Here is a 21,193-nt window from a genome sequence, read left to right on the forward strand (position 1 = left end):
TCACGCGGTCGGGCGGGCACCCGGCAACACCTTCGGGTGAGATCCCCACCGCAGGCGCGACGCAGCGATGATCACCCGCCAAGCTGGGGCCATGCAGCGGAAGCCCCTGGTCATCGCCCTCGTGCTCGCCGTCGCCGCGGGCGCCGTCCTCGTCGGCGGGGCGGCCGCCGAGACCCGCACCACCCGCACCACCCTCACGTCCTCGGCCTACAACCGCGGCTGGGAGGTCCCGTCCGCGGACGCGATCGCTGCCCTCGACCGCTAGACGGCCCCTCCGCGCAGGCCCCAGATGTTCGCGCGGTCGATCGGGTCGCCGTCGGCCATCCGCTGGTACATCTGCGCGGCGGCCCGGGAGAACCCGTCGGGCAGGCCCACCGCCGCGAACGCGTCACCGGCCTCCTCCATCTCACCCACCCACCGCCACGCCTTGGCCGCCGCGCGGGTGTCGAGCTGCTCGAGCTTCGCGACGAGGTCCGTGCCGTCGCGGGCCAGCTCCTCGCGCAGGGCGTCCTCGACGCCGTAGGCCCGGGCCGCCTCCGCGATGGCCAGCCAGATCGTCGGCAGCGCCTTGCTCTGCGCCGCGAAGCAGGCCTTCAGGCCGCTGGCGGCCCCGATCCCGCCGTCGAGCACGCGGGCGGTGAACGGCGAGCCCGCGAACAGCGCCGCCACCACCGGCGCCTGCTCCCCCGCGAGCCACAGCACGGTGTGCCCGGGCTCCCACGCGGGTGGCCCGATGATCGCGCCGTCCACCGTGCGGTCGGCCCCGAACAGCTCGCCGATGCCCGCGACCGTGGCGGGCGAGACGGCGTTGGCGTCGACGTAGAGGGGGCGGCGGTCGCCCGCGGCGGCCGCCACCTGTTCCGCGACGTCGCGCGCGGCGTCGGGCGGGCACACCGAGATCACCACGTCGGCGCGCCGGGCCAGCTCGGCGAGATCCGGGACGCCCACCAGATCGGCGATCTCCGCCCGCTTCGAGGTGGTGACGCTGCGCCCCGCCGCCGCCCAGATCACGGCCCCCGCAACGGGCTTGAGGGCGGAACCGACCGAGGCGCCCATGACGCCGGGGTGCAGGATCCCGATGACGGGCCGGGGGGGCAGCGCGAAGGTCACGGCAGCATCATCGCGCCACAGCCGTCCGGGCGCGCAGGGTGCCCCGGTCCCCGGACGTCGCAGCCCGTCGGGTCACCTCGCAGCGCGCCGGCGGGCTGCGAGCAGCACCACGTGCTGCGAGGTGGGTGGGGCCGAGGGCTCAGGCCCGGGTCAGGAGGCGTTGCAGCTGGTCGCGCGCCTGCTCCAGTACCGGGGCCACCCCGGGCACCACGAGCGCCACCAGCACGAACACCGCCACCGTCAATGCCGGCGCCACGAGCCAGGCCTCCACCGCCCCGCCCGTACGGAACCGGAAGGCACGCGGGCTACCCACCGGATACCAGCTGCGCTGCCGGATCCGCAACGGCCACAGCAGCGGCGCGCCCGACTCGGTGATCGCGTCGCCCGCGGAATGCACCAGCATCCCGAGTGTGATCGCGGTGCCGAGCCAGCCCGCGGTGCCCGCCGTGCCGCCGGGCACGTACTGCTGCACGGCGAGGGTGAGCCCGGCCGCGATCACCAGGGACGGCGGGCCGGGCACGATCGCGTCGAGGCCCTTGATCGCCAACGCGAGGCAGACGAACAGCGTGCCGAGCAGGACGGGCTCGCCCCACCGGGCGGAGGCGAGGTTCACGGCCACCCCGAGCAGCACCGCACCGACGACCGTGTGGGTGAGCCCGCGATGGGTGCCGCGGCCGGTGTCGCGGCGGCCCTTCGTCAGGTCGTACACCAACGCGGACAGCGGCCGGATCACCCGCGACGCCAGCCACGACGCCACGGAGAACCGGCGGGTGGCCTCGGAGGACGGGTGGTCGAGGTCCGGGAGCAGAGCGGCCCCCGCGCACACCCCGGCGAAAGTCAGGATCGATCCCGCGGAGGGCTGGACGTCGGCGATCCGCGGCGCGAACCCCGCGACCGCGAGCCCCAGGGCCGCACCGGACGTGGCATGAGAGACCCCGAGCACCCGAGAACCGTAGGCGCGCGGCGCGGCACCGGCCGCGAGGCACGCCGTGACCGCCCACCCCGATCGCCACATGGTCACCCGTGGCGGTTGTGACGGGTCGGTCGGGGTCGCGTCGATCTACAGACCCAGGTGGCCCAGAATGCGTTGCGCCGCCAGGGTGGCGGTCAGATCGCCCCCGCGGACCTCGGCCTCCAGCGTCGGCAGCTCCGCCTGCACCGCAGGGTCCGTCGCGACCCGGTCCAGGAGCTGGTCACGGACCATCGCCCACATCCACTCCACCTGCTGCGTCGCGCGCTTCGGTGACAGCTCGCCGTGCTCGTCGAGGGTGGCGCGGTGCTCGGTGACCTTCTCCCACACCTCTGCCATTCCGGCCCCGGTCTGCGCGCTGCAGGCCAGTACCGGCGGCTGCCAGCTCTCGCTGGTGGGCGTCATCATCCGCAGCGCGCCGGCCAGCTCGCGCGCGGCGGCCTTCGCGGGGCGCTCGTGGTCGCCGTCGGCCTTGTTGACCGCGACGACGTCGGCGAGCTCGAGGATGCCCTTCTTGATGCCCTGGAGCGCGTCGCCGGTGCGGGCGATGGTGAGCAGCAGGAACGTGTCGACCATCCCCGCGACCGTCACCTCCGACTGCCCCACGCCCACGGTCTCCACCAGCACCACGTCGAAGCCCGCGGCCTCCATCAGCACGATCGTCTCGCGGGTGGCGCGGGCGACCCCGCCCAGCGTGCCCGCCGACGGCGACGGCCGGACGAACGCGTTCGCGTCGTTGGCGAGCTTGGCCATCCGGGTCTTGTCGCCGAGGATCGAGCCGCGGGTGCGCGTGGACGAGGGGTCGACGGCCAGCACGGCGACCTTGTGGCCGGCGCCGGTGAGCATCGTGCCGAGCGCCTCGATGAACGTCGACTTGCCGACGCCGGGCACGCCGCTGATGCCCACGCGATGAGCCCCACCCGCCTGCGGCAGCAGCTCCATCAACAGCTGCTGGGCGGCCTCGCGGTGGTCGGCCCGGCGGCTCTCGACGAGCGTGACGGCCCGCGCGAGCACCGACCGGTTGCCCTCCAGCACCCCCTTGGCGAGCGCAGGGACGTCGACGGCTCGGCGCTCAGCCACAGAACACCTCGTGCGCGGATATCGGTGTCCCGACCCTGATCTCCGCGCACGGGCGCGGTAGCGCAGGTCTCATCTGTCCAACGCGGCCGTCAGCTTGGCCAGCAGCTCGACGGCCGACTCCGCGATCACCGTGCCGGGCGGGAACACCGCCGCCGCGCCCATCTCGAGGAGCGTGGGCACGTCGGCGGGCGGGATCACCCCGCCCACGATGATCATGATGTCGGACCGGTCGAGCTTCGCCAGCTCGTCGCGCAGCTCCGGCACCAGCGTCAAGTGGCCCGCGGCGAGCGACGACACCCCGACGACGTGCACGTCGGCCTCCACGGCCTGGCGCGCCACCTCCGCGGGGGTCTGGAACAGCGGGCCCACGTCGACGTCGAAGCCGAGGTCGGCGAACGCCGTGGAGATCACCTTCTGGCCGCGGTCGTGGCCGTCCTGGCCCATCTTCGCGACCAGGATGCGGGGCTGGCGGCCCTCCGCCTCCGCGAACTCCTCGACGGCCTCGCGCGCCCGGGCCACGGCGGGGCTGGTGCCCGATTCCTTCGAGTACACGCCGGAGATGATCCTGATCTGTCCCGCGTGCCGGCCGAACACCTTCTCCAGCGCGTCGGAGATCTCCCCGACGGTGGCCATCGCGCGGGACGCGTCGACGGCGAGGTGCAGCAGGTTCTGCTCGTCGGTGCGGGTGGAGCCCTCGGCGATCCGGGCGGCCGCGTTGGTGAGGGCGGTGAGCGCGGAGTCGACCCGGCGGTCGTCGCGCTCCTCGCGCAGGCGCCGCAGCTTCTCCAACTGCTCGGTGCGGACCCCGGCGTTGTCGACCTTGCGGACCTCCAGCTCCTCGTCCGAGGTGGCGACGTACTTGTTGATACCGATGACGGGCTGGCGGCCGGAGTCGATGCGGGCCTGGGTGCGGGCCGCGGCCTCCTCGACACGCAGCTTCGGGATGCCCTCGTCGATGGCCTGCGCCATGCCGCCGGCCTGCTCGACCTCGGTGATGTGCGCCCACGCGCGCCGGGCGAGGTCGTAGGTGAGCCGCTCGACGTAGTGGCTGCCGCCCCACGGGTCGATCACGTTCGTGGTGCCGGACTCCTGCTGCAGCAGCAGCTGGGTGTTGCGCGCGATGCGCGCGGAGAAGTCGGTGGGCAGCGCGAGCGCCTCGTCGAGGGCGTTGGTGTGCAGGCTCTGCGTGTGGCCCTGGGTGGCGGCCATCGCCTCGATGCAGGTGCGCATGACGTTGTTGTAGGGGTCCTGCGCGGTGAGCGACCAGCCCGAGGTCTGGCTGTGGGTGCGCAGCGAGAGCGACTTCGCGTTCTTCGGGTCGAACTGGTGCACCAGCTTCGACCACAGCAGCCGCGCGGCCCGGAGCTTCGCGACCTCCATGAAGAAGTTCATGCCGATCGCCCAGAAGAAGCTCAGGCGGGGCGCGAACGTGTCGACGTCCAGCCCGGCGTCGATCCCGGCGCGCAGGTACTCGACGCCGTCGGCGAGCGTGTAGGCCAGCTCCAGGTCGTTCGTCGCGCCGGCTTCCTGGATGTGGTAGCCGGAGATGGAGATCGAGTTGAACTTCGGCATCTCCCGCGAGGTGTAGGAGAAGATGTCGGAGATGATCTGCATCGAGGGCTGCGGCGGGTAGATGTAGGTGTTGCGGACCATGAACTCCTTGAGGATGTCGTTCTGGATGGTCCCCGTGAGCTGCGCCGGCTTCACCCCCTGCTCCTCCGCCGCGACGATGTAGAGCGCGAGCACCGGGAGCACCGCACCGTTCATGGTCATCGAGACCGACATCCTGTCGAGCGGGATGCCGTCGAAGAGCTGGCGCATGTCGTAGATCGAGTCGATGGCCACGCCCGCCATGCCGACGTCACCGGCCACGCGGGGGTGGTCGGAGTCGTAGCCGCGGTGGGTGGCCAGGTCGAACGCGATCGACAGGCCCTTCTGCCCGGCGGCGAGGTTGCGCCGGTAGAACGCGTTGGACTCCGTGGCGGTGGAGAAGCCCGCGTACTGGCGGATCGTCCACGGCTGCGTCGCGTACATGGCCGGGTAGGGCCCGCGCAGGTACGGCGTGATCCCGGGGTAGGTGTCGAGGAAGTCGACGCCGTCGAGGTCGGCGGCCGTGTAGAGCGGCTTGACGCCGATGCCCTCGGGCGCCTCCCACGTCTCGGGCGCGGGGTCGGGGGCCCACTCACCGGTGGGGGCGCCGGTCTCCAGCGAGACGGTGGTGAAGTCGGGAATGGTCATCGCGCGCCTCCTGGGGTCGTGCGCGGAAATCCGGGCGGGAACACTGTTATCCGCTCACGGGTGGTCACAGGGCGGACCACACCGCGTCGATGGTGGCCAGAGCGTCGCCGCCGGCGTAGAGCTGCGCGTCGACGCCCGGCACGTCGGCCTTGCCGGCGAGCAGGACGTAGGTGGCGCCGGCCTCGCGCAGCGCGGCGACGGTGGCCTCGGCGCGCTCGCCGTAGAGCGCATCGGTGCTGCAGAGGACCGCGACCGGCGAGCCGGTGTCGGTCCAGGCCTTCACCACGTCCTCGACGGTCTCGGTCGGCCCGGCCTCGACGGCCTCGATCCCCCCCGCCTGCAACAGGTTGCGGGCGAAGCCGGCGCGGGCGGTGTAGGCCGCGAGCGGGCCCAGCGTGGCCAGGAACGCGCGCGGTCGGGCGCCGGACTCGGCGAGCACCGTGTCGGAGCGGTCGCGGTAGGACTCGTAGGCCCCGGCGGGGCGGTAGACCGGGAGACCGCCGCCGGCCGCGGCCGGGAGCGGGTCGCGGTGGACCGGCTTCTCGTCGAGGTCGGGGAACTCGCTGACGCCGGTCAGCGGCACCTTCCGCGTCGCGATGTCCTTCTGGCGCTTCGCACGCACTCCGGCGATCTGCTCGGCCACGAACCCGGAGTCCAGCGCCGCGACGGCGCCGCCGGCGGCCTCGATCTCCTGGAAGAACGCCCAGGCGGCCTTCGCGAGGGAGTCGGTGAGCGACTCGACGAACCAGGAGCCGCCTGCCGGGTCGATCACGCGGGCGAGGTGCGACTCCTCCACCAGCAGCGACTGGGTGTTGCGCGCGATCCGCCGCGAGAACGGGGTGGACCGACCCAGCGCCGCGTCGAACGGCGCGACCGTGACGGCGTCGGCCCCGCCCACGCCGGCCGCGAACCCGGCGACGGTGCCGCGCAGCAGGTTCACGTAGGGGTCGCGGCGGGTGAGCATCGTCGGGGACGCGACGGCGTGCTGGGTCTGTGTGGTCCCCGGCGCGGCGCCGCTCGCCTCCAGCACCCGGGCCCAGACCCGGCGGCCGGCGCGGAGCTTCGCGATGGTCGGGAACTGCTCGGCGGTGGCGGCGACGCGGAACTCCAGCAGCCGCGCGGCCGCGTCGACGTCCACGCCCGCCCCGGTCAGCGTGCGCAGGTAGGCGACGCCCGCGGCGAGGGAGAACCCGAGCTCCTGGGCGTCGGACCCGCCCGCGGAGTGCACGGGCAACCCGTCGACGACGATCGCCTTCACCTGCGGGAACTCCGCCACGACCCGCTGGGCGAGCGGGACGACCGAGTCGAGGTCCGGGCCGGAGCCGGTGCGGGCGCGCACCCCGATCGGGTCGACCCCGAGCGTGCCGAGCAGCGCGACCGGATCGATCCCGCGCTCGGTGGCCAGCGCCAGGAACTCCTCGGCGCCCCCACCATCGAGCACGATCGGCGCGAGGTCGAGGAACACTCCGTCGAGCACGGTGGGCAGGTCGGCCGGGGCGGTGCCGCCGTCGCCGACGGTGAGCCAGATCGAGTTGACGCCGTTCTCGAGGTCGGCGAGCACCGCGGTGTGGGCGGTCTGCGGGTCGGGCTCGGCGTGGCGTTGCCGCACGTCCCAGCCGTCCGGCACCGGCCCCCGGGCGCGTGCGCCGCGGACGAACGGCTGCTGCCCCGGCACCCCGGCGGCGGGGAGGTCGGCGACGTCCTCGGCGGTGTAGAGCGGGAGGACCCCGATGCCCTCGGGTGAGGTGCGCACGAGCTTCGCGACGCCGGCGCCGGGCTCCGCGTCGTCGGTGATGCGCCGGGACTTCTTCAGCACCCCGTCGACCAGCTCCACCCACTGCTCACGGGAGGCGGCGGGGAACTCCCCGGCCAGCACGAGCTCGTCGGGTGCTTCAGGTGCGCCTGCTTCTTCGCGGCCGTCGACCATGCGCGGAGTCTAGTGACAGTCGGGGTTGACCGTTCCACTCCGAGACGGGTGACACCGCTTACTCGGCGAACCGCGGGGACAACTGCAGCGCCATCCGCGGGCAGTCGCGCACGGCCTGCTCGGCGGCTCCGCGCAGGGCCCGCGGGACGGGCACGTCGGTGGCGGTGAGCGGGTAGCCCCACTCGTCGCGGCCGATGAGCTCGGGCAGGAGCTCGACGCAGCCGCCGCGGCCGCGGCAGCGGGTCCAGTCCAGGTGCAGGGTCGTCATGATCGGGCTCCGAAGACGCGCAGGGCACTGCCGACCAGCCGCACGGTGCCGTCGGGGTGGTGGCAGGCGCCGCGGCCCTCGGTGAGCCCGGCGAGGCGGTACAGCTCGGCCCGATCATCAGGCCGGCTCCCGTGTCCGGCCGCGACCCGCCCCAGCTCGGCGGCGAGGCGCGGCAGCCCGTTGACGCACGGTCCGCACTGGCCGGCGCTCTGCCCGGCAAGGTAGGCGGTGATGCGGGCGGTCTCGGCGAGACCCGACGCCCCGGCCGGGAGCACGATGAGCACCCCCGCGCCCGGTGACGCGCCGAACGTGCCCAGCGACGCCCGGCAGAACGCGGCGCCCGCGACCTCGTGCGGGGCCAGCCAGGCGCCGTGGAAGCCCCCGACCAGCACCGGGGTCTCGCCACGCGGACCGGCGAGCCCGACGACGTCTCGCAGGGGCGCCCCGTGGTCCACCTCGAACACCCCCGGCCGTGCGACCGCGCCGCTGATCGTCACCAGCGCGGTGCCGGGCTCGGCCGCGGTGCCGCGGGAGCGGAACCAGGCCGCGCCGGACCGCGCGATCAGCCCGAGGTGGGCCAGGGTCTCCACGTTCTGGACGAGGGTCGGCCGGCCGTGCACCCCGGACTCCACCACCCGCCGGAACTTGTCCCCGGGCACCGCTCGACGCCCCTCCAGCCCCGCGACGACGGCCGTCTCCTCCCCGGAGACGAAGTGCTCCCCCGCGGCCACGACGTCGACCGGTACACGGTCGGAGCGCTGCGCCACGGCCGCCCGCACCGCGGCGACCGCAGCCGGTGTGACCACGAGATGCGCCCGGTCGGCGCCGACCGCGTCGGCCGCCACCGCCAGCCCGTCGAGCACGAGATGCGGCGCGGTGGTGAGCAGCACCCGATCCTTGGAGCTGGCCGGCTCGCCCTCCGAGCCGTTGCCGACGACGACGGGCGTCCGGCCGGTGACCGTCACCGCGGCGTTCACGGCAGCGAGCTTGCGCGCCATCGGGAATCCGGCACCGCCGCGCCCGGTGAGGCCGGCGGCCGCGACCTCGGCGATCACGGCGGCTCCGCGCAGCGGCACCGGGCGCAGCGGCGGGCGTGTCGCGTCCAGGAGCGGGCTGGTACGCACAGGCGGGTCCAGGGTGGCGGTCATCGGGGTCCTTCCGGGGGTCCGGTGCCGACGAGAGGCGGCGCGGTGACGGGAACGGGGGCGAGGTCGGGCACCTCCGCGAAGCGCTCGGAGACCCGCCAGCCGACCGCGGCGAGCACGGTGGCGACACACACCCCGGTGATCGTGAGCATCCAGCCGGTCGAGGCGTCGGAGCCGGAGCCCAGGCCATGGGCCAGGGCGATCGGCCAGGACGCGTAGGCGGCCCAGTGGATCCCGCGCCAGACGCGGGGCCCGATCCGGTCGCGCAGCACGCTCGTGACTACCAGCGCCAGGATCAGGTCGAGCCCGAGGGCCCCGAGGCCGTACCAGAACGGGTGCGCGCCCGCGGAGAACGGGACGACGAGCGACACGAGGTTCAGCCCCGCGTAGGGGTCGAACAGCAGCGTGCCGACGTGGATCGCCAGGAACACCCCGGCGAGCAGGCTCGCGCTGCGGTGCACGGCGGTGACGGCGAAGCGGGGCAGCCCGGGCAGCGGTCGGCCCGACCGCGTCGCGACGCCCAGCGCGACGACGAGGGTGAGCAGGACGAGCGACACGACGCCGGTGCCGCGGCCGAGGTACCACAGGGCGTCGCTCATGACGGCCACTCTCCGAGAGCCACGATCGTGAACGAGGCTCCGTCGAGGCGGGCCGGGACGCCGAGCGAGCGCAGCCACGGCAGCGCGTCGAGCCCGCGCACGACCGCCGCGGTCGTGAGCGTGTTGGCCTCGACGCACGTGCCGGCGGCGACGCTGACGGTGCGCCACACGGGCTTCGCCGGGACGCCGGTGCGGGGGTCGAGCAGGTGGTGGGCCGTGCCGTGGTCCCAGATGCGGCTCACGGTGCTGGACGTGGCCAGCGCGCCGCCGGCGGCCAGGGTGACCGGGGCGACCGGGTCCTCCGCCTGGTCGCGGACGAGCACGCGCCAGCCGTCGTCGGGGGCGGGACCGGCGGTGGCGATGTCGCCGCCCAGCGCCACGAGCACCCCGGTGCCGCACGCGCGCGCCACCTCGGCGGCGCTGCGGTCGGCCGCCCAGGCCTTGGCCGTGGCGCCGAGGTCGAGCTGCGTGCCCGCGGGCACGGTGAGGGTGTCGCCGTCGAGGCGAAGGCGCCGCCAGGCCGGTTCGGGGGCGGCCAGGAAGGTCCGGATCGGTCCGCCTCCGAGCAGGGCGAAGTCCCGGTCGTAGCCGGCGGCGTTCATCGCGTGGGCGAGAGTCGGGTCGACGTCGCCGTCGGTCCGCTCGGCCGCCAGCACCGCCGTCGTCACGAGCTCGGCCAGCATCGGGCTCACCGGGGTCGGCGAGCCGTCGCCGGGGAGCATCATGATCTCGGAGTCGGGGCGGAAGCGGTTGCACGCCGCCTCCACCTGCCGCGTCACGTCCTCCACCACGCGGCGGGCCACGGGCAGCGCGTCCGGGTCGGTGACCACGAGCCGCGCCGTGGTGCTCCACAGCGGCCACTGGGCGGTGCCCGGCCCCACCGGGAGGGTCTCCAGGAGCGGCATCACGAGCCGCCCGAGGAGGCCTGTGATCCGCCACTCGTCGAGCCCTGGCCGACCGAGGTCCCCGAGGGCTGCCAGGAGTTCGACGACGAGCCGTCGGTGGAGGTCGTGGCGGTGGTGGAGGAGCTGGTCGTGCTCGCGGAGGCAGTGCCGTGACCGGCGACGACGGCGAGACCGACGGCCCCGGCCACGCCCACACCGGCGATCGCCGCCGTCACGAGGACGACCCTGCGCTGTCCCGCTGCACGCGGTGTCCGGTTCATGCATCCGACGGTGCCGACGTTGCCTGTGCGTCCGCTGTGCCGATCATGTGGACGCGATTCTTCTACGCGGTGTAGAACTACTACAGAACGTAGAAGTTCCCGTGAGGAGGCTCCCGTGGATGCCCTGGACCTGTCCCGCTGGCAGTTCGGGATCACGACGATCTACCACTTCCTGTTCGTCCCGCTGACGATCGGTCTGTCGGTCGTCGTCGCCGCGCTGCAGACCGCGTGGCACCGCACCGGGCGGCCGGAGTACCTGCGCGCCACGAAGTTCTTCGGGAAGCTGTTCCTGATCAACTTCGCGATGGGCGTGGTCACCGGGATCGTGCAGGAGTTCCAGTTCGGGATGAACTGGTCGGCCTACTCGACGTTCGTCGGCGACGTCTTCGGCGCCCCGCTGGCCCTGGAGGCGCTGCTGGCGTTCTTCCTGGAGTCCACGTTCATCGGTCTGTGGATCTTCGGCTGGGACCGGCTGCCGAAGCGCGTGCACCTGGCCACCATCTGGCTGGCCGCGATCGGCTCCAACCTCTCGGCGTTCTTCATCCTGGCCGCGAACGCGTGGATGCGGCACCCCGTCGGCTTCGTCGTGGACCCGATCACGAGACGGGCCCGGCTCACCGACATCGTCGCGGTGCTGACCAACCCGCAGGCGATCTCCACCTACGTGCACGTGCTCGGCGCGTCGTTCGTGGTGGCCGGGCTGTTCGTGGTGGCGGTGAGCGCGCTACGCATTCTCCGCGGAGATCACGACGACCTCTTCCGTCGCACGCTGCGCGCGGGCCTCGCCACCACCGCGGTCGCCGGCATCGTCGTCGCCCTCTCGGGGCACAACCAGGCCCAGCTGTTGGCCGGGTACTCGCCGATGAAGCTCGCGTCGGCCGAGGCGCTGTGGAAGACCGAGCAGCCCGCCGGGTTCTCGCTGTTCGCCGTCGGCGACGTCGAGGGCAGCCGCAACAGCATCAACGTCCAGATCCCGTACCTGCTGAGCTTCCTGGCCACCGACACGTTCTCCGCGCCCGTGCAGGGCATCACCGAGCTGCAGGCCCAGAGCGTCGCGCAGTACGGACCCGGCGACTACATCCCCGACGTGCCCGTCCTGTACTGGGCGTTCCGGCTGATGATGGGGCTGGGCATGGCCGGTGTCGGCGTCGGCGTGGCCGGGCTGTGGCTCACCCGTCGCGGTCGGCTGCCGGTGCAGCGCTGGATGTACAAGCTGGCCATCGCGGCCCTGCCCGCGGCGTTGGCGGCCAACATCTTCGGCTGGGTGCTGACCGAGGTCGGCCGGCAGCCCTGGACGGTGGTGGGCGAGCTGCTCACCGCGGCCAGCGTCTCCCCCGGCGTCAGCCTCGTCGAGGTCGCGATCTCACTCACGGTGTTCACCGCCCTCTACGGCGCGCTCGCGGTCGTCGAGGCCCGGTTGCTGTGGCGCTACGTGAAGGCCGGGCCCGAGCCCGTCGACACCGCCGCCGCGTCGTCCGATTCAGGGGAGCCGGAGAAGCTCCCGGCGTTCGGGTACTAGGAGAGCCGTCATGGACCTGCCCACCGTCTGGTTCGTCGCCATCGCCGTGCTGTGGACCGGCTACTTCGTCCTGGAGGGGTTCGACTTCGGCGTCGGCATGCTGCTGCCGGCGCTCGGCCGCCACCGCGGCACGGCGCTGAAGGCCATCGGCCCGGTCTGGGACGGCAACGAGGTCTGGCTGATCACCGCGATCGGCGCGATGTTCGCCGCCTTCCCCGCCTGGTACGGGGCCACGCTGTCGGGCTTCTACGTGCCGGTGCTGCTCGTCGTGCTCGCGCTGATCGTGCGGGGGGTGGCACTGGAGTACCGGGGGAAGGCCCCGCGGAGCGAAGGCGGAGCGGGCGTCGACACGGCCGGCGAGCAGTGGCGCGCCCGGTGCGACCTCGGGATCGTCGTCGGCAGCGCCGTCCCGGCGTTCGTCTGGGGCCTGGTGTTCGCCAACCTCGTGCGCGGCGTCGAGCTGGGCGCCGACGGCGTGGTCACCTCGTCGCCGGCGGACCTGCTCAACCCCTACGCGCTGCTGGGCGGCCTGGTGACGCTCACGCTGTTCGCCCTGCACGGCGCGGTGTTCGTGGCCCTGAAGACCGACGGGCCCGCGCGGTTCCTGGGCCGGGCCCTGGTGAAGCGGCTGGCCCCGGTGGCGGTCGTGGCCCTGGCCGTCTTCCTGGCGCAGACCGCGGCCGGTTGGGTCACCGTCGTCGTCGTGGGGCTCCTCGTCGCCGCGGCGCTGCTCGCCGTGCGGGGGCGGGAGGGGTGGGCGTTCGTCGCCACCGCCGTCACGATCGCGGCGCTGACCGTGGTGATCTTCGGGTCGCTGTACCCGGCGGTACTGCCGTCGCTGACCGACCCCGCGTTCGACCTCACGGTGGCCAACGCCGCATCGGGGCCCTACACGCTGACGCTGCTGAGCTGGGTGGGCGGGATCTTCCTGCCGGTCGTGATCGCCTACCAGTCGTGGAGCTACTGGGTCTTCCGCCGGCGCGTGACGGCATGAAGCCGCTGGACCCGCGGCTGGTGGCGACCACCCGGTCGGTCCGGGTCCACCTCGTCGTCGCGATCGCGTGCGGAGCGGCGCTGACCGGGCTGATCCTGGTGCAGGCCCGGCTGCTGGCGGGGGTGATCTCGGGCGGGCCGGCCACGGCCGCGCTCGCGGCGCTCGCCCTCGTCGTGTCCGCCCGGGTCGTCCTGGCCTACGGGGCCGAGACCGCGGCCCTGCGCAGCGCGGCGCGCGTCAAGTCCGATCTGCGCCGCCGGCTGGTCGCCCACGTGACCGGCCCGGCCGCCGACCCCGTGACGACCGACGCGGGCGAGCTCGCCACCCTCGCGACCCGGGGCCTCGACGCGCTCGACGACTACGTGGCCCGCTACCTGCCCCAGCTCGTGCTCGCCGTGCTCGTGCCCGTCGCCGTGCTGGTCGTCGTGGCGCGCGCCGACTGGATCTCCGCGCTGGTCATCGCCTGCACCGTGCCGCTGATCCCGGTGTTCATGGCCCTGATCGGCTGGCACACCCAGGACCGGACGGCCCGCCAGTGGCGGCTGCTGGAGCGGCTCGGCGGCCATTTCCTCGACGTGGTCGAGGGCCTGCCGACGCTCGCGATCTTCCGCCGGGCGAAGGCCGAGGCCGAACTGATCCGCCGCGTGACCGACGAGCACCGCCGCGCCACGATGGGCACGCTGCGCGTCGCGTTCCTCTCGGCGTTCGTCCTGGAGCTGCTCGCGACGATCGCGGTGGCCCTGGTGGCCGTCGAGGTGGGGCTGCGGCTGCTCTACGGCCAGCTCGGCCTGGACACCGCCCTGCTCGTCCTGGTCCTCGCTCCGGAGGCCTACCTGCCGCTGCGCGAGGTCGGGGCGCGGTTCCACGCGAGCATGGAGGGCGTCGCGGCCGCCGGGCGGGTGTTCGCGGTCCTGGACGGCCCCGGCGGGCCCGCGCCCGAGCCGGCCGCTCCCGCCGAGCCGCCCACCGGCGCCGAGATCCGCTTCCACGGCGTCGGCCTGACCTACCCGGGCCGCACGGAACCGGCGCTGGCGGGCGTCGACCTGGTGCTGCGCCCCGGCACCACCACGCTCGTGACGGGCCGCAGCGGCGCGGGCAAGACCACGCTCCTGTCGCTGCTGCTGCGCTTCACCGAACCCGACGCGGGCCGGATCACGGTGGGCGAGGTCGATCTCGCGGACATCCCCGCCGGGGACTGGCGCCGCCGGGTGGCCTGGGTTCCCCAACGCCCCTACCTCCTCGACGCGTCGGTGGCCGACAACATCCGGCTCGGCACCATCGGCGGGGACGTCGAGACGGCCGCACGCCTGGCCGGCGCCCACGACGTGATCACCGCCCTCCCCGACGGCTACGCCACCCGCCTCGGTGAGCGCGGTACGAGGCTCTCGGCCGGGCAGCGCCAGCGGATCGCCCTGGCGCGCGCGTTCCTGCGGGTGGCGCGGACCCCCGACGCGATCGTCCTGCTCGACGAGCCGACGGCCCACCTGGACCCGGAGAACGCGGCCCTGGTCCGGGCCGGCGTGGCGCGCCTCCTGGAGGGCCGCACGGGGCTGATCGTGGCCCACGACGGAGGCTGGTCGGGGCTGGCCGACGAGGTGGTGGCCCTCCCCTGGTGCCAGGAAAGCCACTTTGCTGGCATCGGGGGTGGCTCGTGAGTCCTCTGCTGAGGATGGTCGCTCTTGCTCGGCCGCGGGGAGCGCGGTTCGCCCTCGGGGTGCTCGCCGGCGCCGTCGCCACCGCCTCCGCCGTCGCCCTGCTCGCGGCCGCGGCCTGGCTGATCGCGACCGCCGCCGAGCACCCGCCGCTCACGGCACTGAGCGTCGCGATCGTCGCCACCCGTGCGCTCGGCGTCACCCGTGGCCTCGCCCGCTACCTGGAACGCCTCGTCACCCACGACGCCGCGCTGCGCACCCTCGCCGACGTGCGGGTCCGGGTGTACGCGCGGCTGGCGGCCACCGAGCCCGTGCGCCGGTTCCGCTCCGGTGACCTCGTCACCCGCCTCGTCGGCGACACCGACGCCACCCAGGACCTGCTGATCCGTGGACTCACCCCACCGTTGGCCGCGCTCGTGGCCGGCGCCGGGGTCGTCACGTTGTCGACCATCGTGTTCGTACCGGGCGGGCTCGTGCTCGCCGCCGGGTTGGTGCTCGGCGGGCTCGCCGTGCCGCTGGCCGCCGCCGCGGCCGGGCGCGGCCCCGGGCGCCGCCGGGCCGCCGCGAACGCCGATCTGTCGACGGCGCTCGTCGACGCCCTGCACGGCGCCCCCGACCTCGTCGCCTACGGCGCCATGCCCGCCGCCGTGGCCCGCATCGCACGCGCCGACGCCGAGCTCACCCGCGTGGCCCGCCGCGACGCCGGCCTCCTCGGGCTGGGCGCCGGCGCATCCGCGCTGGTCACGGGACTGACGCTGTGGGCGACGCTGCTGCTGGGCGTCGCCCACCTGGGCACGGTGTCCCTCGCCGTCGTCGTGCTCACCGCCCTGGCCGCGTTCGAGATCGTCGCCCCGCTGCCCGCGGCGGCGGCGCGGCTCGGGGCGGTGCGGGCGTCGGGCGCCCGGTTGTTCGACGTGCTCGACACCCCGCCCGCCGTGCAGCTCCGGCCCGCGGGCCCCGTCACCGCGGAGCGCGGCCTGCACGTGCGGGACCTGCGCGTGCGCTACGCCCCCGGCGAGCCCTGGGCCCTCGACGGCCTCGACCTCGACGTCGCCCCCGGACAGCGCGTGGCGGTGGTCGGACCGAGCGGAGCGGGCAAGAGCACACTCGCCGACGTGCTGTTGCGCTTCCGCGACCCCGACGCGGGCACCGTCGCGCTCGACGGCGTCGACCTCACGTCCCAGGAGCCCTACGACACCAGGGCCACGATCAGTGGTGTGCCCCAGGACCCGCACGTCTTCGCGAGCACCGTCGCGGCGAACCTGCGCCTGGCCCGGGAGGGAGCCACCGACGCCGACCTGCGCGACGTGCTCGACCGCGTCGGCATGGGCTCCACCACGCTCGACGAGGAGGTCGGCGCCCACGGCACGCGCCTGTCGGGCGGCATGCGCCAGCGTCTCGCCCTGGCCCGGGCGCTGCTCGCCGACCCGCGGATCCTCGTGCTCGACGAACCGACAACCCACCTGGACCCGAACACGGCCCGTGCCGTCCTCGACGATCTCCTCGACGCCACCGCGGACCGTTCGATGCTCCTCGTGACCCACGACCTCGCCGGGCTCGACCGGCTCGACGAGATCGTCGTCGTCCGCGAGGGTCGGGTGGAGCAGCGCGGCACCGACGCCGAGCTCCGCGCCCGTCCCGGCTGGTACGCCGCCGCCACCACTCTCAGCGATCGATAGGCTACTACCCGTGACTGCGTTCTCACGCCGACCACCATCACGGCACCTGTTCCCGCCGCGCCGCCGGTCCGGGAGTCTCGGGCTGGCCCTGCCTGTCCTCGCCCTGCTCACAGTCGTCCTCACCGCCTGCGCGAGCACCCCGCCGCCCGCGTCGGTCGTCACCACGGTGACCGCGGCGCTGGCCGGCGACTGGAACTGGCAGAAGCAGGGCTCGCCGATGGCCCTCGGCGTCACCCACACGCAGTCGAGCCTCGATCCCGAGGAGCCGGCGGCCGCCCGGCAGAGCGGCGAGCAGATCCTCCGGACCGCCGACGCCGGCGGCTGGCAGAACGTCCACCTGATGGGCTTCGGCACGCTCAACCCCGAGGCCTCCCCCGGCGACTACGACTGGTCCAGCCTCGACACGCGCATGAAGCTCGTCAAGGACACGGGCGGGAAGACCGTCCTGACGCTGTGCTGCTCACCGGACTGGATGAAGGGCGGCGCGCCGGGCCAGACCGACTGGTCGCAGATCGAGGTGGCCCCCACCCCGGACCACTACGACGACTTCGCCGCCCTCGCCGCGGCGGCGGTGAAGCGCTACCCGCAGATCCAGCGCGTGCTGGTCTGGAACGAGCTCAAGGGCTTCTACGACGACAGCCGGAACCGCTGGGACTTCGAGGCCTACACCGCGCTCTACAACAAGGTCTACACCGCGGTGAAGGCCGTGCGCCCCGACCTCCCCGTCGGCGGGCCCTACATCGTGCTCGACAGCCTCGACCCCGGCCAGAACGACGGCTCCGACATCAGCGGCCAGTGGGGCGTGGCCGACCAGCGCCCGCTCGACGTCATCACCTACTGGCTGCAGCACAAGGTGGGCGCCGACTTCCTGGCCGTCGACGGCGGCACGTCCACCCGTCAGATGACGCCCCCCACGTCGCTGCGCGAGGGGGCCCAGAAGTTCGCCGACCTCGACGCCTGGCTGAAACAGCAGACCGACCTGCCGATCTGGTGGGCCGAGTTCTACCCGGACCTGCCCGGCGGCGGCGACAGCGCGCCCAACAGCCCGGCCAGCGCCGCCGCCACCCTGTCCGCGCTGGCGGCGTTCGCGCGGTCGGGGGCCGCCGGGGCCCTGCTGTGGGGGCCGCAGGCGAGCAGGGACCTCGGCTACGCCGCGCTGTGGACCGACAGCACGAAGTCCGGCGGCGGCCGGGCCACCCCGCTCACCGCGGCCTGGCAGTGGCTGGTACCCCGGCTGGCCAGGGGCGACGTGGAGATCGGCTACTCCACGACCCTGCCGCTGGTGGCGTTCCGCGAGGGCGGCAGCGCGCTGGTGGTGAACCTGACCGGCGACGCCGTCACCGTGCCGAAGGCCGCCGACCCGATCCCCGCGTGGACGTCGTCGATCACCAGCATCAGCTCATGAGGGGGCGCCGGGCACGTCCGGCAGCACCGTGAGCGTGCTCGGCGCACCCGGGAGGATCTTGCGCACGTAGGAGCGCGCGGCCGCGGTCGTGCCCACGTCCTTGCCCTCCTGCTCCGACAGGAACCACCGGTGCTCCAGGATTTCGTGGAACACCTCGGCGGGCGCGAGCCGGTCGTCCAGCTCGGCCGGCACCATGCCCATCACCCGGTCGAAGATCTCCGACCGCCAGCGGTGCGCCGCCACCGTCTCCGGCACCGGGCGGCCTTCCTTCTGTTCGAGGTGGGCGCGGTAGCTCAGCACGTCGTTGAGCAGGCGCCGGGCCTGGTTCTCGGTGACCTGCAGGCCCGTCAGCGCGAACAGCCGGGTGCGGTGGCGGCCCGCCTCGGCCACCCGCGTGTGCACCCGCAGCCGCGTGCCCTCGTCGGTGGTGATCAGCTCGATCTCGTCGACGTCGAAGCCCAGCTCGTTGAGCCGGTCCACCCGCTCGGCCACGCGGTAGCGCTGCTCGTCGGGGCGGAAGTGCTCCTCGCGCGTCAGCTCGTCCCACAGCGCGTGGTAGCGGCGCGGGATCTCCCCGGCGATCTCGACGGGGTCGACGTCGGGCGGCAGCAGCCCGCCGTACTGCAGGTCGAACAGCTCCCCGCCCACGCGCTCGGCGGCGTAGTCGATGTCGAAGCGGCGCTGGCCGTCGCTGAGCGTCGCGTGCATCTCGGCGGTCTCGGCGTCGACGAGGTAGGCACCGATGCTGCCCGCGTCCGGGCGGAACAGGGTGTTGGACAGCGAGCAGTCACCCCAGAACAGCCCCGCGAGGTGCAGCCGCACGAGCAGCTGCACCATCGCGTCGACGAGGCGGTCGGTGGTCTGCGGCGTGTGCCCGTGGCTGAACACGTAGCGGTAGGACATGGAGTAGTCCAGGAACCGTGTGACCAGGATGGCGTCCTGCGGGGTGTTCTCGTCGATCCACGCCCGCTCCACGCAGACGCCCAGCACCGACACCGACGGCATCCCGAGGGTCTCCAGCTCGCCGAGCAGGCGGTACTCCCGGCGGGCCAGGCGCTCGTCGATCTCCTTGAGCGCGTAGACCATGCCGTCGACCTCGACGAACCGCACGACGTGCCGCGAGATGCCGCGGTGCGCCATCTCGAGCAGCCGGTCGTCCTCCCAGGTCTCCAGCGGCTGCTCCCAGGGCAGGGACAGAAGGCCCGCCGCCTGGGACGCCGGGGGCCGGAAGATGAAGCGCATCAGGCCTTCGGGCCGCCCGCCACGTAGATGACCTGGCCCGAGACGAACCCGGCGCCCTCGCTGACGAAGAACGACACGGTGTGGGCGATGTCGTCGACCTGCCCGGCGCGGGCCACCGGGATGGCGGCGGCGCGCGCGGACACGTAGGTCTCCCAGTCCTCGCCGATGCGCTCCGCGGTGGCCTTGGTCATGTCGCTGACGATGAACCCCGGCGCGATGCAGTTGGCGGTGACGCCGAACTTGCCCAGCTCGATGGCGAGGGTCTTGGTGAAGCCCTGCAGGCCCGCCTTGGCCGTGGAGTAGTTGGCCTGGCCGCGGTTGCCCAGCGCCGAGGTGGAGGAGAGGTTGACGATGCGGCCCCACTTCGCGTCGACCATGTGCTTCTGCACGGCCTTGCTCATGAGGAACGAGCCCTTGAGGTGCACCCCCATGACGGTGTCCCAGTCGGTCTCGGTCATCTTGAACAGCAGGTTGTCGCGGGTGACGCCGGCGTTGTTGATCAGCACCGTGGGCGCGCCGAGCTCCGTGGCGACCCGCGCGACGGCGGCCTCGACCTGCGCCGCGTCGGCCACGTCGGCGCCGACGCCCAGGGCCTTCCCGCCCGCGGCCTCGATCGCCTCCACGGTGCCCTTGGTGGCCGCCTCGTCGAGGTCGATGACGGCGACGGCGAGGCCGTCCGCGGCCAGGCGCAGTGCGGTGGCCGCACCGATCCCCCGGGCCGCTCCGGTCACGATCGCCACCCGCTGGGGCACGTTCTCGGTCATCTCATCCTCTTCCTGCTTCGGTGAAGGGCCACCGCGCAGTCTTTCTGGCCCGGCGCTCGCGCGCTATGCCGGGGTGACGCGCGTCGCCCGGCCGGATCGGCCACGGACGGTACTGCTCCGATCGGCCGTACCCGACCGTCCGTCCGACGGAGCCCGCCGCTGAACGATCTTCCGCGGAGTTCGACAACCCGTGTCCGCACCGTCACCGCTCCGTTATCCGGATGGTCGAGCCTTCGGGCGGTTACAGGCGGTGACAGCCTCATCGCCCGTGCACCTGGCGTCGGGGGGCGCAGGCCCCCCTCTCCGATCGACTCCCGAGATGCGAGGGCCCAGTGTCCGATCAAGCAGCGGCCGACAGTGCAGTGTCCGAGCGTGCCACCCGACCCGCCTGGCTGCCGCTCGCGGCGGCGGCGGTGGTCGTCCCCACGGTGCTGGCGGGGCTGACGCTCCTGTGGCCCCGGCCGCAGATCGAGACCGAGCTGACCAGGACCGGCACCGAGGCTCTCGCGGCCGCCGGGTTCCCGGGCGCGGCGCTGTCGCTCGACGGCCGCGACGCGACGATCACCGGCATCCCCGCCGGGGCCGACCGGCAGCGCGCCATCGACGCGGTGCAGGCGGTCACCGGGGTGCGGGTCGCCGCCTTCCCCGCGCCCGGCTCCGGGGGCGGCGGCGGCAACGGCGGCGGTGCTCCCGCGGTCGCGGCCCAGCCGTTCGGGATCGCCCACCAGGGCGACAACCTCGTTCTCACCGGTGTCGTCGGCTCCGACGACCAGCGCGCCCAGCTCGTGGCCGCCGCCACCGCGCAGGCCGCCGGACGCGGGGTCGTCGACCAGCTCACCGTCACCCCGGGTGCACCCCTGCCCGCGGGTGTCGACGGCACGTCGGTCGGGGCGGCCGCCGCGGCCGTCGCCGCCGGGACGGGCAGCGCGGCCGTGTCGATCGCGCCGTCCGGTGTGACGCTCAGCGGCGCCGTCGCCGACGAGGCCGCCAAGGCCGCCGCGGCGAAGGCCGTGGCCGCGGCGCTGCCGGGTGCCACCGTCGACGACCAGCTCACCGTCGCCGCGGCCACCGCGACCGGGGGCGACCTCGACGCGGCCACGAAGCAGCAGCTCCAGTCGTCGATCTCGGCTCTGCTGGCCGGCGCGCCGATCGCGTTCGAACCGGACAGCCCGCAGCTCACCCCGCAGGGCAGCGGCACGGTCGCGACGGTGCTCGACCTGCTCAAGGCCGCACCGGGAGCCCGTGTCGAGGTCGACGGCTTCGTCGCGCCCGGCAAGGGCAACGGGAAGCTCACGGCCCAGCAGCTGTCGGACCAGCGCGCGGGCACCGTCCGCGACGCGCTGGTGGCCGGCGGCGTCGCGGCCGACCACATCACCGCCGCCGGCAAGGGCGAGGGTCCCGCCCGCCGCGTCGTCATCACCGTCGTCTGAGGAGGG

Annotated in this window: 19 protein-coding genes; 7 read left to right on the forward strand and 12 right to left on the reverse strand. The window is 74.0% G+C overall.

Translation table 11 applies throughout. The annotated features are described in order from the left end of the window. The first annotated feature begins 91 nt into the window (after positions 1–91). Positions 92–265, forward strand: coding sequence for a hypothetical protein (locus BGP03_RS26645; protein WP_298797647.1), 174 nt, complete (start codon positions 92–94; stop codon positions 263–265). Here BGP03_RS26645 and BGP03_RS26650 read toward each other — a convergent pair. The 10 genes from BGP03_RS26650 to BGP03_RS26695 form a co-directional block, all read right to left on the reverse strand. Next, a complete protein-coding gene (locus BGP03_RS26650; protein ID WP_296369929.1) occupies positions 262–1,110 on the reverse strand; it encodes a DUF1932 domain-containing protein in 849 nt (282 codons plus the stop codon). The genes BGP03_RS26645 and BGP03_RS26650 overlap by 4 nt on opposite strands. Positions 1,111–1,249: 139 nt before the next feature. Continuing rightward, positions 1,250–2,053: a metal-dependent hydrolase gene (locus BGP03_RS26655; RefSeq protein ID WP_298797644.1), complete on the reverse strand. Its 804-nt coding sequence runs from the start codon at positions 2,051–2,053 to the stop codon at positions 1,250–1,252. A 117-nt stretch (positions 2,054–2,170) separates the two neighbouring features. Continuing rightward, complete coding sequence (gene meaB / locus BGP03_RS26660; protein ID WP_298797643.1) at positions 2,171–3,160, reverse strand: methylmalonyl Co-A mutase-associated GTPase MeaB; 990 nt, start codon at positions 3,158–3,160, stop codon at positions 2,171–2,173. Positions 3,161–3,229: 69 nt separating this feature from the next. After that, positions 3,230–5,398, reverse strand: coding sequence for a methylmalonyl-CoA mutase (gene scpA / locus BGP03_RS26665; RefSeq protein ID WP_298797641.1), 2,169 nt, complete (start codon positions 5,396–5,398; stop codon positions 3,230–3,232). A 64-nt stretch (positions 5,399–5,462) separates the two neighbouring features. Then, positions 5,463–7,325 carry a methylmalonyl-CoA mutase family protein gene (locus tag BGP03_RS26670; protein ID WP_298797640.1) on the reverse strand — a complete coding sequence of 621 codons (1,863 nt, stop codon included), beginning with the start codon at positions 7,323–7,325 and terminating at the stop codon, positions 5,463–5,465. A 58-nt stretch (positions 7,326–7,383) separates the two neighbouring features. Continuing rightward, complete coding sequence (locus tag BGP03_RS26675; RefSeq protein WP_296369934.1) at positions 7,384–7,593, reverse strand: ferredoxin; 210 nt, start codon at positions 7,591–7,593, stop codon at positions 7,384–7,386. After that, the gene (locus BGP03_RS26680; protein WP_298797637.1) at positions 7,590–8,741 is read right to left on the reverse strand and encodes an NADH-ubiquinone oxidoreductase-F iron-sulfur binding region domain-containing protein; all 1,152 of its coding nucleotides are present in this window, start codon (positions 8,739–8,741) and stop codon (positions 7,590–7,592) included. Before BGP03_RS26680 ends, BGP03_RS26675 begins: the two co-directional genes overlap by 4 nt. Next, positions 8,738–9,337 (reverse strand): ferric reductase-like transmembrane domain-containing protein, encoded by a 600-nt coding sequence (locus BGP03_RS26685; protein ID WP_298797635.1) that lies wholly within the window; start codon positions 9,335–9,337, stop codon positions 8,738–8,740. Before BGP03_RS26685 ends, BGP03_RS26680 begins: the two co-directional genes overlap by 4 nt. Continuing rightward, positions 9,334–10,242 (reverse strand): FAD:protein FMN transferase, encoded by a 909-nt coding sequence (locus BGP03_RS26690; RefSeq protein WP_298797633.1) that lies wholly within the window; start codon positions 10,240–10,242, stop codon positions 9,334–9,336. The genes BGP03_RS26685 and BGP03_RS26690 overlap by 4 nt, the downstream gene beginning before the upstream one ends. Beyond that, positions 10,242–10,502 carry a hypothetical protein gene (locus BGP03_RS26695; protein WP_296369938.1) on the reverse strand — a complete coding sequence of 87 codons (261 nt, stop codon included), beginning with the start codon at positions 10,500–10,502 and terminating at the stop codon, positions 10,242–10,244. The genes BGP03_RS26690 and BGP03_RS26695 overlap by 1 nt, the downstream gene beginning before the upstream one ends. A 115-nt stretch (positions 10,503–10,617) precedes the next feature. Here BGP03_RS26695 and BGP03_RS26700 point away from each other — a divergent pair, with 115 nt between their 5' ends. Genes BGP03_RS26700 through BGP03_RS26720 form a run of 5 tightly spaced genes read left to right on the forward strand, consistent with a single transcriptional unit; the run spans position 10,618 to position 17,751 of the window. Beyond that, the gene (locus BGP03_RS26700) at positions 10,618–12,021 is read left to right on the forward strand and encodes a cytochrome ubiquinol oxidase subunit I (protein WP_298797631.1); all 1,404 of its coding nucleotides are present in this window, start codon (positions 10,618–10,620) and stop codon (positions 12,019–12,021) included. A 10-nt stretch (positions 12,022–12,031) separates the two neighbouring features. Then, entirely contained in the window at positions 12,032–13,015 is a 984-nt protein-coding gene (gene cydB / locus BGP03_RS26705; RefSeq protein ID WP_298797629.1) for a cytochrome d ubiquinol oxidase subunit II, read from the forward strand. After that, positions 13,012–14,670: a thiol reductant ABC exporter subunit CydD gene (gene cydD, locus BGP03_RS26710; RefSeq protein ID WP_298797628.1), complete on the forward strand. Its 1,659-nt coding sequence runs from the start codon at positions 13,012–13,014 to the stop codon at positions 14,668–14,670. The genes cydB and cydD overlap by 4 nt, the downstream gene beginning before the upstream one ends. Positions 14,671–14,684: 14 nt before the next feature. Then, on the forward strand, positions 14,685–16,346 hold the full coding sequence (gene cydC, locus BGP03_RS26715) for a thiol reductant ABC exporter subunit CydC (RefSeq protein WP_298797626.1): 1,662 nt from the start codon (positions 14,685–14,687) through the stop codon (positions 16,344–16,346). A 10-nt stretch (positions 16,347–16,356) separates the two neighbouring features. Next, positions 16,357–17,751, forward strand: a complete 1,395-nt coding sequence (locus BGP03_RS26720; protein ID WP_296369944.1) for a hypothetical protein — start codon at positions 16,357–16,359, stop codon at positions 17,749–17,751. Here BGP03_RS26720 and BGP03_RS26725 read toward each other — a convergent pair. Both BGP03_RS26725 and BGP03_RS26730 read right to left on the reverse strand, forming a co-directional pair. Further along, complete coding sequence (locus BGP03_RS26725; RefSeq protein ID WP_298797625.1) at positions 17,746–18,993, reverse strand: DUF4032 domain-containing protein; 1,248 nt, start codon at positions 18,991–18,993, stop codon at positions 17,746–17,748. The two genes, BGP03_RS26720 and BGP03_RS26725, sit on opposite strands and share 6 nt — an antisense overlap. After that, positions 18,993–19,757, reverse strand: a complete 765-nt coding sequence (locus BGP03_RS26730; protein ID WP_296369948.1) for an SDR family oxidoreductase — start codon at positions 19,755–19,757, stop codon at positions 18,993–18,995. The genes BGP03_RS26725 and BGP03_RS26730 overlap by 1 nt, the downstream gene beginning before the upstream one ends. A gap of 362 nt (positions 19,758–20,119) precedes the next feature. On the opposite strand from BGP03_RS26730, the gene BGP03_RS26735 reads away from it, so the two are divergent. Continuing rightward, positions 20,120–21,187: an OmpA family protein gene (locus BGP03_RS26735; RefSeq protein WP_298797623.1), complete on the forward strand. Its 1,068-nt coding sequence runs from the start codon at positions 20,120–20,122 to the stop codon at positions 21,185–21,187. Positions 21,188–21,193: the final 6 nt, after the last annotated feature.

Origin of the sequence: Pseudonocardia sp. 73-21 (genome assembly GCF_001899645.1) — a bacterium.
GTDB lineage: Bacteria > Actinomycetota > Actinomycetes > Mycobacteriales > Pseudonocardiaceae > Pseudonocardia.

Bases quoted from the DNA above. Each gene is read 5' to 3' on its own strand.
- BGP03_RS26730 (WP_296369948.1), bottom strand. From the start codon at position 19,757: ATGACCGAGAACGTGCCCCAGCGGGTGGCGATCGTGACCGGAGCGGCC.
- BGP03_RS26645 (WP_298797647.1), top strand. From the start codon at position 92: ATGCAGCGGAAGCCCCTGGTCATCGCCCTCGTGCTCGCCGTCGCCGCG.
- BGP03_RS26680 (WP_298797637.1), bottom strand. From the start codon at position 8,741: ATGACCGCCACCCTGGACCCGCCTGTGCGTACCAGCCCGCTCCTGGAC.
- BGP03_RS26675 (WP_296369934.1), bottom strand. From the start codon at position 7,593: ATGACGACCCTGCACCTGGACTGGACCCGCTGCCGCGGCCGCGGCGGC.
- BGP03_RS26695 (WP_296369938.1), bottom strand. From the start codon at position 10,502: ATGAACCGGACACCGCGTGCAGCGGGACAGCGCAGGGTCGTCCTCGTG.
- BGP03_RS26725 (WP_298797625.1), bottom strand. From the start codon at position 18,993: ATGCGCTTCATCTTCCGGCCCCCGGCGTCCCAGGCGGCGGGCCTTCTG.
- BGP03_RS26685 (WP_298797635.1), bottom strand. From the start codon at position 9,337: ATGAGCGACGCCCTGTGGTACCTCGGCCGCGGCACCGGCGTCGTGTCG.
- scpA (WP_298797641.1), bottom strand. From the start codon at position 5,398: ATGACCATTCCCGACTTCACCACCGTCTCGCTGGAGACCGGCGCCCCC.
- BGP03_RS26690 (WP_298797633.1), bottom strand. From the start codon at position 10,242: ATGCCGCTCCTGGAGACCCTCCCGGTGGGGCCGGGCACCGCCCAGTGG.
- cydB (WP_298797629.1), top strand. From the start codon at position 12,032: ATGGACCTGCCCACCGTCTGGTTCGTCGCCATCGCCGTGCTGTGGACC.
- BGP03_RS26670 (WP_298797640.1), bottom strand. From the start codon at position 7,325: ATGGTCGACGGCCGCGAAGAAGCAGGCGCACCTGAAGCACCCGACGAG.
- cydD (WP_298797628.1), top strand. From the start codon at position 13,012: ATGAAGCCGCTGGACCCGCGGCTGGTGGCGACCACCCGGTCGGTCCGG.
- cydC (WP_298797626.1), top strand. From the start codon at position 14,685: ATGGTCGCTCTTGCTCGGCCGCGGGGAGCGCGGTTCGCCCTCGGGGTG.